Annotated in this window: 14 protein-coding genes; 6 read left to right on the forward strand and 8 right to left on the reverse strand. The window is 67.2% G+C overall.

Features of this window, described 5'->3' with window-relative positions:
• Positions 1–23: 23 nt before the first annotated feature.
• Together K8P63_RS03265 and K8P63_RS03270 are read left to right on the forward strand one after the other, a co-directional pair.
• Positions 24–1400 carry a cation:proton antiporter gene (locus tag K8P63_RS03265; RefSeq protein WP_223798449.1) on the forward strand — a complete coding sequence of 459 codons (1377 nt, stop codon included), beginning with the start codon at positions 24–26 and terminating at the stop codon, positions 1398–1400.
• A 57-nt stretch (positions 1401–1457) separates the two neighbouring features.
• Positions 1458–2657: an alginate export family protein gene (locus K8P63_RS03270; protein WP_223798450.1), complete on the forward strand. Its 1200-nt coding sequence runs from the start codon at positions 1458–1460 to the stop codon at positions 2655–2657.
• A gap of 12 nt (positions 2658–2669) precedes the next feature.
• Here the strand turns inward: K8P63_RS03270 and K8P63_RS03275 are convergent, their stop codons facing one another.
• On the reverse strand, positions 2670–3686 hold the full coding sequence (locus K8P63_RS03275; protein ID WP_223798451.1) for an LLM class flavin-dependent oxidoreductase: 1017 nt from the start codon (positions 3684–3686) through the stop codon (positions 2670–2672).
• On the reverse strand, positions 3686–4591 hold the full coding sequence (locus tag K8P63_RS03280) for an ATP-grasp domain-containing protein (RefSeq protein WP_223798452.1): 906 nt from the start codon (positions 4589–4591) through the stop codon (positions 3686–3688). The genes K8P63_RS03275 and K8P63_RS03280 overlap by 1 nt, the downstream gene beginning before the upstream one ends.
• A 172-nt stretch (positions 4592–4763) precedes the next feature.
• Between K8P63_RS03280 and K8P63_RS03285 the strand changes: the two genes are divergently transcribed.
• Both K8P63_RS03285 and K8P63_RS03290 read left to right on the forward strand, forming a co-directional pair.
• Entirely contained in the window at positions 4764–5837 is a 1074-nt protein-coding gene (locus K8P63_RS03285; protein WP_223798453.1) for a threonine aldolase family protein, read from the forward strand.
• Between the two features lie 49 nt (positions 5838–5886).
• Entirely contained in the window at positions 5887–7203 is a 1317-nt protein-coding gene (locus K8P63_RS03290) for a M28 family metallopeptidase (protein ID WP_223799707.1), read from the forward strand.
• A 1-nt stretch (position 7204) separates the two neighbouring features.
• Here the strand turns inward: K8P63_RS03290 and K8P63_RS03295 are convergent, their stop codons facing one another.
• Positions 7205–7408, reverse strand: coding sequence for a hypothetical protein (locus K8P63_RS03295; protein ID WP_223798454.1), 204 nt, complete (start codon positions 7406–7408; stop codon positions 7205–7207).
• An 83-nt stretch (positions 7409–7491) separates the two neighbouring features.
• Positions 7492–8013, reverse strand: coding sequence for an inorganic diphosphatase (locus K8P63_RS03300; RefSeq protein WP_223798455.1), 522 nt, complete (start codon positions 8011–8013; stop codon positions 7492–7494).
• 118 nt (positions 8014–8131) lie between these two features.
• Here K8P63_RS03300 and K8P63_RS03305 point away from each other — a divergent pair, with 118 nt between their 5' ends.
• Complete coding sequence (locus K8P63_RS03305; protein ID WP_223798456.1) at positions 8132–8491, forward strand: hypothetical protein; 360 nt, start codon at positions 8132–8134, stop codon at positions 8489–8491.
• Here K8P63_RS03305 and K8P63_RS03310 read toward each other — a convergent pair whose 3' ends face one another.
• From K8P63_RS03310 to K8P63_RS03320, 3 genes are read right to left on the reverse strand one after another with little or no spacing between them, the layout of a single operon-like run.
• The gene (locus K8P63_RS03310) at positions 8492–9001 is read right to left on the reverse strand and encodes a helix-turn-helix domain-containing protein (protein ID WP_223798457.1); all 510 of its coding nucleotides are present in this window, start codon (positions 8999–9001) and stop codon (positions 8492–8494) included.
• 45 nt (positions 9002–9046) lie between these two features.
• Entirely contained in the window at positions 9047–9649 is a 603-nt protein-coding gene (locus K8P63_RS03315; RefSeq protein ID WP_223798458.1) for an arylesterase, read from the reverse strand.
• Positions 9650–9658: 9 nt separating this feature from the next.
• Entirely contained in the window at positions 9659–10084 is a 426-nt protein-coding gene (locus tag K8P63_RS03320) for a winged helix-turn-helix transcriptional regulator (RefSeq protein WP_223798459.1), read from the reverse strand.
• An 81-nt stretch (positions 10085–10165) separates the two neighbouring features.
• Here K8P63_RS03320 and K8P63_RS03325 point away from each other — a divergent pair, with 81 nt between their 5' ends.
• Complete coding sequence (locus K8P63_RS03325; protein WP_223798460.1) at positions 10166–11020, forward strand: NAD(P)H-binding protein; 855 nt, start codon at positions 10166–10168, stop codon at positions 11018–11020.
• A 50-nt stretch (positions 11021–11070) separates the two neighbouring features.
• On the opposite strand, the gene K8P63_RS03330 is transcribed toward K8P63_RS03325, so the two are convergent.
• Positions 11071–12540, reverse strand: a complete 1470-nt coding sequence (locus K8P63_RS03330) for a glycoside hydrolase family 30 protein (protein WP_223798461.1) — start codon at positions 12538–12540, stop codon at positions 11071–11073.
• Positions 12541–12552: the final 12 nt, after the last annotated feature.

Raw genomic sequence — 12552 nt, forward strand, 5'->3', positions numbered from 1 at the left:
GCGCCCGCACGAGGGGAGCGATGATGGACGGCAGCCTGATGAACAGCGTTGCGACGACGGTGAGTGGCCTGCTTTCCGCGCACGGCGCGGCGGTGCCGGCCGTGGCGAAAAGCTATGCGCCCGGCGACTACAGCATCCACTTCTTCCTCCAGCTCGGCATCATCATCCTCACCTGCCGCATCGTCGGATGGCTGGGGCAGAAATTGCTCGGGCAGCCGCAGGTGGTGGGCGAGATGATCGCGGGGGTCGTGCTCGGCCCCTCACTGCTCGGGCTGCTCTGGCCGGACGCGCAGGGCGCGCTGTTTCCGAAGGAGACCAAGAACGTCCTCTACGCCGGTTCGCAACTGGGCGTCGCGCTCTACATGTTCATCGTCGGGCTGACGCTTCGCCTCGATCACTTCAAGGCGAAGGGGCCCAGCGCGGCGGCGGTCTCCGCGTCGGGCGTGATAGCGCCATTCCTGATCGCGGCGCTCATCACGCCCTTCCTGCTCGGCGTCCCCGGGCTGTTCGCGCCGACGATCGGCCGCGGCAGCGCGACCCTGTTCATGGGCGCCTGCATCGCGCTCACCGCCTTCCCGATGCTCGCGCGCATCATCAACGAGCGCGGACTGTCGGGCAGCGCGCTGGGTACATTGTCGCTGACCGCGGGCGCGTTCGACGATGCCGCATCGTGGTGCGTGCTGGCGGTCGTGCTCGCGACCTTCGGCGGCGGCCCCGGCGTCGCGATCGTCGCGATCGGCGGTGCGATCCTCTATTTCGCCTTCCTGCTGGCCTTCGGTCGCCGTCTGCTGGCGCCGCTCGGTCGTGCGGTCGAGGCACGTGGCGAGATGAGCCATACCGTCCTCGCGATCACGCTGGTGCTGTTCTGCCTGTCGGCCTTCTTCATGGACGCGATCGGCATCCACGGCATCTTCGGCGGTTTCATCATCGGCGTGTTCATGCCGCGCGGCCTGTTCGTGGCCGAGATACGGCGCAAGGTCGAGCCGCTCGCGGTGGTGATGCTGCTGCCGATGTTCTTCACCTATTCGGGCCTGAACACCCGCATGGACATGGTCAATTCGGGCGCGCTGCTGCTGATCGCGCTCGGCATCCTGGTCGCCTCGATCGCGGCGAAGTTCGGCGCCTGCTACCTCGCTGCGCGCGCGATGGGCGAGGATAACCGCACCGCGCTCGGCATCGGCGCGCTGATGAATTCGCGCGGGCTGATGGAGCTCATCATCATCAACATCGGCCTGCAGAAGGGCATCATCGGGCCGACATTGTTCTCGATGCTGGTGCTGATGGCGATCGTCACCACGGTGATGGCGACGCCGCTGTTCGAGCTCGTCTACGGCCGCAAGGCCCGCGCGCGGGGCGAACTCGGCCCGGTTCCCGCCACGCAGCCCGCCCCCGCGGTCTAGCCTTCTCCCCCTGGGCCCCGGCCGCGGCCGGGGCCCCGTTTACCGGGAAATGCACGGATGAAGTCGCTCGCCCTGCTGGCGGCGGCCCTGGTCTCCGGCGCGGCCACCGCGCAGGACCTTGCCGTCACGCCTTTGCTCAATGCACGCCTGCGATACGAGGAGGTGTCGCAGAATGCTCTACCCGATATCGCCCACGCGCTGACCCTGCGCGTGCGGCCGGGGGTCCAGCTTTCGGAGGGCGGCTGGTCCGCGCTCGTCGAGGGCGAGGCGACCGCCGCGATCGACACCGGCTACAATGACGGGACGAACGGCAAGACGCATTACGCGCTGATCGCCGATCCCCGTAATGCAGAGTTGAACCGCGCGCAGATCCGCTATGCGGCGCCGGGCTTTAGCGTGACCGCCGGTCGCCAGTTGATCGAGCTTACCGACCAGCGATTCGTCGGATCGTCGAGCTTCCGCCAGAATCAGCAGACATTCGATGCCGTGCGGGCCCAGATCGGCACCTCGCGCGGATTAAGTGCCGACTTGGCCTTTGCCTGGAGCGACCGCACGGTGAACGGCATCCACGGCACGGGTGCCCGCCAGCAGGCCGTGAGCGGGGATAACGTCTTCGCGTTAGCCAGTTACGGCGCGGCGATCGGCACGCTGACCGGCTTCGCCTATCTCGTCGATCAGGACGAGGCTGCGGTTCAGGGCTATCGGCTGTCCAGTCAGACCTACGGCATCCGCTTCGCCGGCAACCGGAAAGCGGGAAAGCTTCGGCTCGGTTATGCGGCAAGCTGGGCGAACCAGAGCGACTATCACCGCAATCCAAACCGTTATTCAGCCGACTATTGGCTGCTGGAAGGGTCGGTCGCCTTGTCGGCGGCGAGCGCGAAGCTGGGCTATGAGGTGCTCGGCGCCGATAAAGGTATCGCCCTGACGAGTGTGCAGACGCCGCTCGCCTCGCTGTTCCCGTTTCAGGGCTGGGCGGACAAGCTCACCACCACGCCGCCGAACGGGATACGCGATGTCTACGCGACGCTCGGCTACGGCTGGAAGACGCTGGGCTGGGCGGACGCGTTCGACCTGCAGGCGACCTATCATCGCTTCGACAGCGACCGGCTGAGCCAGCATTATGGCAATGAGTGGGATTTGCTCGGCACGATCAAGCGCCGGCGCACGTCCGTCTCGGTCCGCTATGCCCGTTACGTCGCCGACGCGTTCGCCACCGACACCAGCAAATTCTGGCTGTCGGTCGAATGGGCGATGTGACGAGCCGACCGACTAGAGCGTGCCCATCACCTGCCGCGCGAAGCGCTCCATTTCCTCGGCCTGCGGGCTCATCTGGAGCAGCAGCAGGTCGAGCCCGGCCGCCTGATATTCGGCGATGCGCTCCTTTAGCTGCTCGGGCGTGCCGACGAGGTTCGGGCGCAGGCCGCGATTCGACACCGAATATTCCTGCAGCTTCAACTCGCGTTCCAACTGCGTACCCGACAGCCACTGGTCGAAATTGTCGTAGCCGGACGGCAGGTCGGTGACGGTGGTGATCCGCTCCAGCTCGCGCTTCGCCTCTGCCTCGCTGTCGCGGACGATCGCATAGGCCGCCATGCCGAATGTCATCGGCGCGCCGCCGGCCTCCCCGCGCCGTCGCCGCATGTCGGCGATCTTCGGCGCGACCGCGTCGACGGGGTCGCCGTGCATCACATAGGCATCGCACTGCGCGGCGATCATCTGCTTGGCCTTCTCGCTCTCGCCGCCGGCATAGACGATCGGGCGCGCGACCGGCTTCGGCGCGCAGATGGCGTTCTCGGTCGTGTAGAACTCGCCGGCGAAGCTGAAGCGCTCCTCGGTCCACAACCCGTCGACCACCTGCAGCCACTCGGCGGTGCGGGCATAGCGATCGTCGTGCTGGTCGAACTGCAGCCCATATTGCCGCGCCTCGTCCGCCCACCAGGACGAGACGACGTTGAGCGACAGCCGCCCGTTGGCGATGCGATCGATGTTGGCAGCCGCCTTGGCGAACAATGCCGGATGGTGGAAGTTCGGGCGCACGGCGACCATCAGCTCCAGGCGTTCGGTCACGGCGGCGAGTGCGGCGGCGGTCGACCAGGCATCGAGCGCGGGCTGCTCGATGCCCTTGATATCGTTGAGATTGAGTTCGGCGATCAGCGTCAAATCGTAGCCCCAGCGCTCGGCAGTCTGCGTCAGGCGCTTGGCATAGTCCCAGCTCGCTTCCATGCCCTCGTCGGGCACGTTGCGCAGCCAGCCGCCGAAGACGGGCATCCAAAAACCGTAGCGCATCAACGCGTCTCCCCGATCCAGCCGAGCAGCCGATCGACCAGCCGCTCGTGCGGATCCCAGCCGAGCACGTCGAGCGGCCGCGCCACGAAATTGGAGAGCGCGTTGATGTCGTAGAAGCGGGCGATGCCGTCGCGATCGTCGATCATTACCTCGATGCCGCCGAGATCGAGGTGAGCCGCGCGTGCGATCGCCTCCGCCGCATCGCGCAGGGCGGCGGGTGGCTCGGCCGCCCGCATCGTGATCGCGCTGCCGGGAACCTGGCAGGCGTCGGCCGGGCAGAGATCGAACGCGCCGCCCCCGGCGATATCGATGGCATAAAGATAGGCGCGGTCGAGCGTCTCGATCCGCGTGATCGTACCATCACGGGCGGGCACATAATCCTGGACGAGCAGGACGCCGTCGATGCTGGTGGGCAGGCCGCCGTCGGCGATCGCGGCGCGCAGCTCGTCGCGCGAGTCGAAGCGGACGATGCCGGCGCCGGCGCCGCCGATATTGGCCTTCACGACCAAGGGGAAACCGACCGCGTCGGCCGCCGCCGCGACGTCGGCCGCGCGATGGACCACGCGGGTCGCCGGAATGGCGAGGCCGAGCCCCGCCAGCAGTGAAAGCTGGCGCGCCTTCGACGTGTCGATCGCGAGCGCCGGCGATCCATTGACCACGCGCGCGCCGGCCCGTTCCCAATGGGAAAGCAGCGCGCCGGTCCAAAAGATCGGATGCTCGGCATCACGCAGGAAGGCGGACATCGCCATGCGGTTGAGCACCAGCGGCGCGGGTGCGTACCCGTCCGCCGGGTCGAAGTCGCCTTCGGAACGCAGCGCGCGATAATTGACGCCGCGCCGGTCGAGCGCGTCGAACAAAGGCACGAACCAGGCGGGATGCTCGAAGAGGATGGCGAGGTCGGTCACGCGCGAAGCGTCTCCATGGGCGAAGAATCGGAAGGCATTGGCATGTCTAGCGGGCTCTGTCGGCGAAGGTCGAGAGCAAGGCGGCTCGTGCGTCCCGGCGCACAAGGCTAAAGCGGACGCGTAGGATGGAAAGGCAGTATGTTGACGATGATGGTTCGCCGATGAGGATGGCATGAACGAGGCCGACCACGAGGCGAAGGCGGCCTGCACCCGTTTCCTGTCGCATCACCTGCCCGTCGCTCCGCGCGCGATGCTGGAGCGACTGGCGGCGCATGACACCGCCGAACTGCGCGCGGACGTCTATGGCGAGGGCGGCGCGATCGGTTTGCTCGAACGCCGCGCGGTCGAAATGCTGGGCAAGCCGAGCGGACGCTTCTTCATCAAAGGCGTCACGGCGCAACTGAGCGTGCTGAGCGCCTATGCCGAGGCGCGCGGCACCCGCAACGTGGTGGTCCATCCACTCAGCCATCTGGATCATGACGAGGCCAATGCGATGGAGCGGGTCGGGCATTTGAACGCGATCCGGCTCGGCCGCCACGCACCGTTCGGGGTGGAAGATCTCCAGCGTATCGCCGATCCGCTGGCGGCGGTCGTGGTCGAGCTGCCGTTGCGGCGCGCGGGCTACCTCCTGCCGGATTTCGACGCGCTGGTGGCGATTGCGGACTGGTGCCGTGCGGCCGACGTCCCGCTCCACTTCGACGGCGCGCGGCTATGGGAGGCGGCGGCCGGCTACGGCGTTTCGCCCGCACGGCTGGCGAGCCTCGCCGACAGCATCTACGTGTCGTTCTACAAGGGATTGGGCGGTCTCGGCGGCGCGCTGGTGGCCGGATCGGGCGCGTTCGTCGCGTCGCTCGCGGCGTGGAAGACGCGCTACGGCGGTGACCTTTACACCGCTTACCCGCAGGCCATTTCCGCCTTGATCGGGCTGGACACGCAATTGCCGCGCATGGTCGACTATGTCGCGCGAGCGCGTGCCTTGGCGAGCCGGCTCGGCACGGTGCCGGGGATCATCCTGCAACCCGCAGTGCCGCACACCAACGCCTTCCAGATCTGGATGCGCGGCGATCCGGCGGCGCTGGCCGAGCGCAACCGGTCGTTCGCGCACGATCACAGGGTCTGGCTGTTCGGCGGCTTCCAGCCGACCGCGCTCGCCGGCCATTGCATGGCGGAAATCGCGATCGGCGACGGCTCCGACCATGTTTCGATCGACGAGGCTGCGGACTGGGTCGAAGCCTTCCTCGCATGATCGACGATGGGGATTGCGGAGCGGACAGGATGTGCCCAGTCTCGCGGGCATGAAATATCCGCTCGTTGCCCTGCTGCTGATCGCCGCCGCTCCCGCTCCCGCTCCAAACCCTGATCCGGCCGCCCTGCGCGCCAGCGTCACAACATTGGTCGGGTTTGGCACGCGCCACACCTTGTCGACGACGACCGATCCGAAGCGCGGCATCGGCGCTGCCCGGCGCTGGGTCGCGGGCCGCTTCGAGGAGATCGGCGCGGCCTGCGGGCATTGCCTTGCGATCGAGACGGTCGGGGCCACCATGTCGGGCCCACGCGCGCCGGCCGGCGTGCGGATCGAGGACGTCGTGGCGGTGCAGAAGGGGACGGGCGATCCGGATCGTGTCGTGATCGTGCAGGCGCATATCGACAGCCGCGTCAACGACGTGATGGACGCGACGACCGACGCGCCCGGCGCGAACGACGATGCCTCGGGCGTTGCCTTGGTGATCGAGGCGGCGCGATTGCTGTCGAAGGAGAAGTTTCCGGCGACGATCGTCTATGCGGCGCTGTCGGGCGAGGAGCAGGGTCTGTGGGGCGGCAAGTTGCTGGCCGACACTGCCAAGGCGCGCGGCTGGAAGGTGGCCGCGGTGCTCAACAACGACATCGTCGGCAACACCCACGGCATCGGCGGCGAGCATGTCGACCATGTCGTGCGCGTCTTCAGCGAGGGCATCGAGGGGTCCGCTGACCCTGCTGGCATCAAGCAGCAGCGCGCGATCGGCGGCGAGGATGATTCACCGTCGCGTGCGCTCGCCAAGGCGATCGTCGCAGTCGCGGCCGAGCATAAGGCGATCGGGCTGGACGTCATCGCGGTTCGCCGGCCGGACCGGTTCCAGCGCGGCGGCGACCACATCCCCTTCCTCGAAGCGGGCTACCCCGCGGTGCGCTTCACCGAGGCGACCGAGAATTACGATCGCCAGCACCAATTGGTCCGTACCGATCATGGGCGGCTTTACGGCGATACGGTCGCGTTCGTCGATTTCCCCTATCTGGCGAAGGTGACCGCGCTCAACGTCGCGACGGCGCGTCGGCTGGCGAGCGCACCAGCCGCGCCCACCGGCGTCACGATCAACGGCGCACTGGCCGACGATACCCGCGTCGCATGGGCGGCCGTACCGGGGGCAAGCGGCTATCGCGTGCGGTGGCGGCGGGCGGATGGCTTCGCGTGGACCGAGCAGCGCGATGTGCCCGCATCGGCGACCTCGCTCGACCTCGTCGGGGTGAACATCGACGATCACCTGTTCGGCGTGGCGGCGCTCAACGGGGGTGCGGAAAGCCTGGTCACATTTGCGGGCGTGCCGCCGCGCCCGGCGCCGGGCGCGGTCAAATAGGTCAGCGCTTCCGGCGGGCGGACCCGACCAGCAGTGACGTCGAGAGCAGGATCGTCGATACCAGCACGGCCACGGCCAGCAGGCCGCCGGCCGTCATCGTCGCGCCGGCGTCGAACGTCACCTTGTTGCCGAACCGCAGCGAGACATCCGCGCGCTGGGCGCCGTTCGCCGCCGCATCGAGCCGTGATCGAAGATCGTTTGCCACTGTCCGCCGGTGCCGATTTCAGAGCGCGTTTCGCCTGGCATCATACAAGCCGACGTGGGATCTTGCCAGCGGCCGGCGCCCTTTCAGGTCCGTGCGCGCCTCAAAAGGTCGATCGCGCGCCACGCATCGCCGCTGCCGATCACCTCGAAGCGCTTTCCCTTCAGTTCGTTGAAGTTCACGAAGAAGCGGCCAAGATGTTCGACGAAGGGTTGGCCGAGATCGTCGATGCTCGCCGCGTCGCGATAGTTGATCGACAGCGACGTTCGCGCGACCAGCCGGTCGTTGCGCACCGTGACGCCCCGTTCGGTCTGCTCGGCCTCGATCACGCCCAACAATTTGACCATGACGACGCATCCCGGAGCGCTCGGTTCGTCGCCGATCACGAGGATGTCGAGCGGGTCGCCATCCTCCGCAAGGGTGCCCGGAATGAAGTCGAAATCGAGCGGAAAGCTCATTCCCGCCGGGAGCAGCCCCGCCAGTTCCAGCGCTTCGAGCTCCGGATTGTAGGTATATTTGGATCGGCTGCCCTTGGGCGTTTCGATCACGACACGGCAGGTCTGCTCGACGTCGTCGAGACGCGGGTCGATCTGCGCGAGGTTCGCCATGTCCGCTCCGTCTATGGATCGGCACAACCGGCCAGAGGCGACCCGCGTTCCGCGGCTCGATCGAGCGACCGCAGCATGACCGCTTGATTTCCCGGCTTCCGCGATGCCAGGGCATGTCATGCTCCCTCACATTCGCGCCATGGTCGCTGCGGCCGCTCATGCCTTGATAATCGGCAGGAAGGTCGCCGGCATCTACGATCACGCGGCCGGCCGGCATTTGCGGATCGCTGCGGAATCTCAGGGGATCCACCTGCAGGGCTTCGACGGCGACCGTCAGGCGAAATTTGGCGGTTCGCTGCCCGAGCTCTACGACGCTGGCGACCGCAGCTTCGTGTCGATGGAGATCGACGGCGCCACGGCGCGCGGTCATGATCGAGGCTCGTCGAGCGCCTATTCGGCCGACGTGACCGATCGGCAGGTGCAATTGTACGATTATGGCGAACGCGCATGGTTCGCGTTCGACGTCCAGGTCGCCTGATCAGGCGCGTGCTTCCGATCGTGGCGGCACGGTATCGAGATACGTTTTCATCCTGGCCAATCCGTTTTCGGTGAGTTGCGCATAAAGCTGCCGCTCGTCGAACGGGTCCGGAAGCAGCTTGACCAATCCGCGCCGTTCGAGATGACGGATCCAGCGGATCGCCGTGTCGCTCGGGACGGCGGCGGCCGCGCAGCAATTGCTTACGGGCACGCTCCGGCCGGCTTTGTACGTGCCGAGAAGATCGAGCATCATGTCCCAGGCGGGCTCGCCAAAGATGCTCGGATCGAAATGATCCGCGCGGCGACGGCGATCGTCGAACAAGGTTCGTGCCTCCGCCGGATAGTCCAGTGGAGCGCGGTGCGCATCCCGCTCCAGAAGCTGTCGCATGGCGCTGGTTTGCTCGCTTATCCGCGCCAGCTCCTGCGCCAGTTCCGCCGTCAGGCGCTGCGCGCGTTCGACCGCGCTCTCCTGTCTGCTCATGGTCCCTCCTGACACGAACCGACCCATCATTCCGCAGTCCGCGCAGAAATGCCAGAGCCCGCTCGCGCGTATCGCTCAGGCCGCCCGCTCTGCCGACGTCCGCAATGCCGCGACGATCGGGGGCAGCAGGAAGCGCGCGATCCGCTCGATCGCGCGCGCATTGGGGTGGAGACGGTCGGCGAGTACCATGTCCGGATGCCCGAGCACGCCGGGCGGAAAGAATCCGCAGGTCGGCACGCGATGCTTGGCGGCGATCTGTTCGTAGATGCCGAGATAGTTTCCGGCGAAACCGGCAAGCAGCGGCGGCGGCTCGAACGTCGCGAGCAGCACGGTAATGCCGCAGCGGCCGATCTCCTCGACGATCAGGTCCAGATTGGCGCGGGTGCGGGCAGGGGGCGTGCCGCGCAGCAGATCGTTGGCGCCAAGCGCCACCAGCGCCAGATCGGGCCTGCTGGTCAGGCTCGCCAGGACACGCGGCAGGCGCTGCAGCGCATCCGACGTGGTATTGCCGGAAACGCCGGCATTGTGCACGCGGGCATCCGGCCACTCGTCCCGAAGCAAGGCCTGCAGGCGCGCCGTCAGCCCTTCATGCGTAGCCAGACCATAGCCGGCAGTCAGGCTGTCGCCGAGGGCGAGGAGGAAGGGCGCCCGCTGGCAGGACGATCGTGCGGTGTTCACCGATCCTATCTAGGAAGCGGCGGCCGCTTTGGCATCGGGCGGCGCGTCGCCGCCCGCGCCGCTTCGGCGTTCCAGCAGGTCGGTCAGCCGATCCTCGATCCAGTCGGCGAGCGCCTCGACGTGGCTCGCAGCCTCCTGGCCCAGTTCGGTGAGCGTATATTCGACGTGCGGCGGCACGACGGGATAGCTCTTGCGCAGGACGATGCCGTCCCCTTCCAATTGCTGCAACGTCTGCGCGAGCATGCGTTCGCTGACGCCGTTCACCCTGCGCCGCAATTCGCTGAAGCGGAGCGTGCCGGGCCGCAGCGCGATCAGCGTCAGCACGCCCCAGCTGCTGGTGACGTGCTTCAGGTTACCGCGCGAGGGGCAATGCGGTTCGAACACGTCGCCGCGCTCGATCCGATCGGCGATGCGGGTGGAGGTGCGCTCCAGCATCATACTTACCTTCTTGTGCGTACTTACGTTGCGTAAGTTAGCCGACTATCTGGCGCTCCGCCATCATCAACGGAGCATCTCATGTACGCAGTCACCGGAGCATCGGGCCAGCTTGGCCGCCTCGTCCTCGACGGGCTTCTCGAAACGGTCGAACCGGACAAGATCATGGCGCTGGTGCGCGATCCGGCCAAGCTCGCCGAAATTGCCCAGCGTGGGGTGATCGTCCGCGCGTTCGATTATGATGCGCCCGAGACGCTGGCTCCAGCGCTCGATGGCGTGGAGCGGCTGCTGCTGATCTCGTCCAATGATGTCGGCCGGCGCGAGGTCCAGCATCGCGCCGTGATCGATGCCGCCGTCGCGGCGGGTGTCGGCTTCGTCGCCTACACGAGCATCCTTCATGCAGACCGCAATCCGCTCGATCTCGCGGTCGAGCATCGCGCGACCGAAGCCGTGATCGCGCATAGCGGCGTGACATACGCGTTGCTGCGCAACGGCTGGTACACCGAGAATTACACGATGAGCGCGAAGGCCGAGGTCGCGCACGGCGCCGTGATCGGCAGCGCCGGCGAGGGCCGGATATCGGCGGCGACCCGCGCGGATTATGCCGCGGCCGCGGTGGCCGTGCTGGCCGGCGGGATCGACGCGAGCCGCACCTACGAGCTGGCCGGTGACGATGCCTTCACGCTCGCCGATTATGCGGCCACCCTCGCCGAGGTGAGCGGAAAGCCGATGAATTACGTCGACATGCCGGAGGCGGCGTTGCGCGCAGCGCTGGAGGGAATGGGGCTGCCGGCGCCGTGGCCCGCCGTCCTCGCCGAGACCAGTGCGAAGACCGCGCAGGACGTGCTGTTCGACGATGGCCACGCGCTCAGCGGGCTCATCGGCCGCCCCGCCACGCCGCTGATCGATGCCGTGAAGGCGGCGCTCGCCGGCTAGGGCGGGCCGGGCCTGCGGCTTCGGGGATGCCACCCGATATCCCCGCCTGCCTAGATCGCAAAGGTACTGAACGAGTCCGCCGGCAGGGTCGCCTGGATCTGCTTCGTGCCGACGCCGATCGTCAGCGGCATGGGTTCGCTCAGCGGATTGTGGACCAGCACGATGGTCGAGCCGTCGGGGTTCTGGAAAGCCAGCGCATCGTCATAGCCGGTCCAGCTGACCGCCTCGATCCGCACCGCGCCCTCCCGCACGAAATGGCTGAGGTGTTTCAGCAGCCAATATTCGTGGTTGAAGCGCCACGCGCCGCTCTTCTGGTTGACCGTGACGAGCGAATTCTGCGCCCATCCCCAGCGGCTGACGCCGCCTTCCGCCAGCGCGATATTCCAGTAATCGTAGCCGGTCGCGCCGTTGCGCAGATACTGCTTCATCAGCGACCAGGTGTAGCGGCAATAGCGCCAGTCGTTCCGGCCATCGCCGCATTCCTGCTCGGACTGGTAGAGGCGCAATTTGGGGTGATCGTGATGGATTGCCGCGATCGCGCCCTTGCCGGCCCATTGCGCGCCCACACCCTTCACGAATGGTGCGGCCGCCGGATCGTCGAGCACGGTCTGCAGCAGCCCGTCATTCGCGCGTTCGAGCGTGCCGAAGAAGATTTCCACGCCGCGCTTGCCCATCTCCCGCCCGAGATAGGGGATGAACGTCGCCAGCCCCTGCGCCGTCCAGCAGCAGCTCGGGAAAGGCTGGGCGGAATTGAACTCGTTCTGCGGCATCACCATCCCGATGCGGATCCCCTTGGCCGCATAGGCATCGACGAAGCGCCCGAAATAGCGCGCATAGGCGTCGAGATAGCGCGGCTCGAGGATGAACATGTCCGTGCCCTCGTGCCCGATCTGGTCGGGCCGCAGGCCGTTGGCGGGCCAGCCCGGCCGGTTGGGGACGGAGGCATAATGGCCGTTCCGCTTCATCCACGTCGGCGGGCTCCACGGCGACGCCCACAGCCGCAGCTTCGGCTGATGGCGGAGCGCGGCGGCGATGAACGGCACGAGGCTGGTCTCGTCGTTCGCGATCGAGAAATGGTCGAGTGCGAAATCGCCGCGCGTCTCGTCATAGGAATACCAGTCGCGCGAGAAATCGTTGGCGCCGACCGGCATGCGGCACAAATTGAACCGCGCGCCATCGGGGCCGAACAATTCCGTCATGATCGCCGCGCGCTCGGGCGGTGCCACACGCTGAAGCGCGTCCCATCCGAGTTCGTTGAAGCAGGCGCCGAAGCCCTCGATCGTCTGCGCGCGGGCCTGCGCGTCGACGTTGATGTCGGCCGGCTCGGTGGTGGCGGGGAGGATGGCCGCGCCTTGTCCCGGCTGCCACGCCGTGGCCTGCGTCGACACGATCCACTGCAGCGGCGACGGAGAGCGAACCTCGGACCAGCCAATGCCGGGCAATCCCGCAACCAGGCCGAATGCCGCTGCGCCGCGAACGACGGTTCGGCGATCCGGTGCGCCGGCGGTAGGGATCGTCATTGGCAGCTCTCC

The sequence above is a fragment of the Sphingomonas nostoxanthinifaciens genome (assembly GCF_019930585.1).
In the GTDB taxonomy this organism is placed as follows: domain Bacteria; phylum Pseudomonadota; class Alphaproteobacteria; order Sphingomonadales; family Sphingomonadaceae; genus Sphingomonas_I; species Sphingomonas_I nostoxanthinifaciens.

Bases quoted from the DNA above. Each gene is read 5' to 3' on its own strand.
- K8P63_RS03265 (WP_223798449.1), top strand. From the start codon at position 24: ATGGACGGCAGCCTGATGAACAGCGTTGCGACGACGGTGAGTGGCCTG.
- K8P63_RS03270 (WP_223798450.1), top strand. From the start codon at position 1,458: ATGAAGTCGCTCGCCCTGCTGGCGGCGGCCCTGGTCTCCGGCGCGGCC.
- K8P63_RS03275 (WP_223798451.1), bottom strand. From the start codon at position 3,686: ATGCGCTACGGTTTTTGGATGCCCGTCTTCGGCGGCTGGCTGCGCAAC.
- K8P63_RS03285 (WP_223798453.1), top strand. From the start codon at position 4,764: ATGAACGAGGCCGACCACGAGGCGAAGGCGGCCTGCACCCGTTTCCTG.
- K8P63_RS03290 (WP_223799707.1), top strand. From the start codon at position 5,887: ATGAAATATCCGCTCGTTGCCCTGCTGCTGATCGCCGCCGCTCCCGCT.
- K8P63_RS03300 (WP_223798455.1), bottom strand. From the start codon at position 8,013: ATGGCGAACCTCGCGCAGATCGACCCGCGTCTCGACGACGTCGAGCAG.
- K8P63_RS03305 (WP_223798456.1), top strand. From the start codon at position 8,132: ATGCTCCCTCACATTCGCGCCATGGTCGCTGCGGCCGCTCATGCCTTG.
- K8P63_RS03310 (WP_223798457.1), bottom strand. From the start codon at position 9,001: ATGATGGGTCGGTTCGTGTCAGGAGGGACCATGAGCAGACAGGAGAGC.
- K8P63_RS03320 (WP_223798459.1), bottom strand. From the start codon at position 10,084: ATGCTGGAGCGCACCTCCACCCGCATCGCCGATCGGATCGAGCGCGGC.
- K8P63_RS03325 (WP_223798460.1), top strand. From the start codon at position 10,166: ATGTACGCAGTCACCGGAGCATCGGGCCAGCTTGGCCGCCTCGTCCTC.
- K8P63_RS03330 (WP_223798461.1), bottom strand. From the start codon at position 12,540: ATGACGATCCCTACCGCCGGCGCACCGGATCGCCGAACCGTCGTTCGC.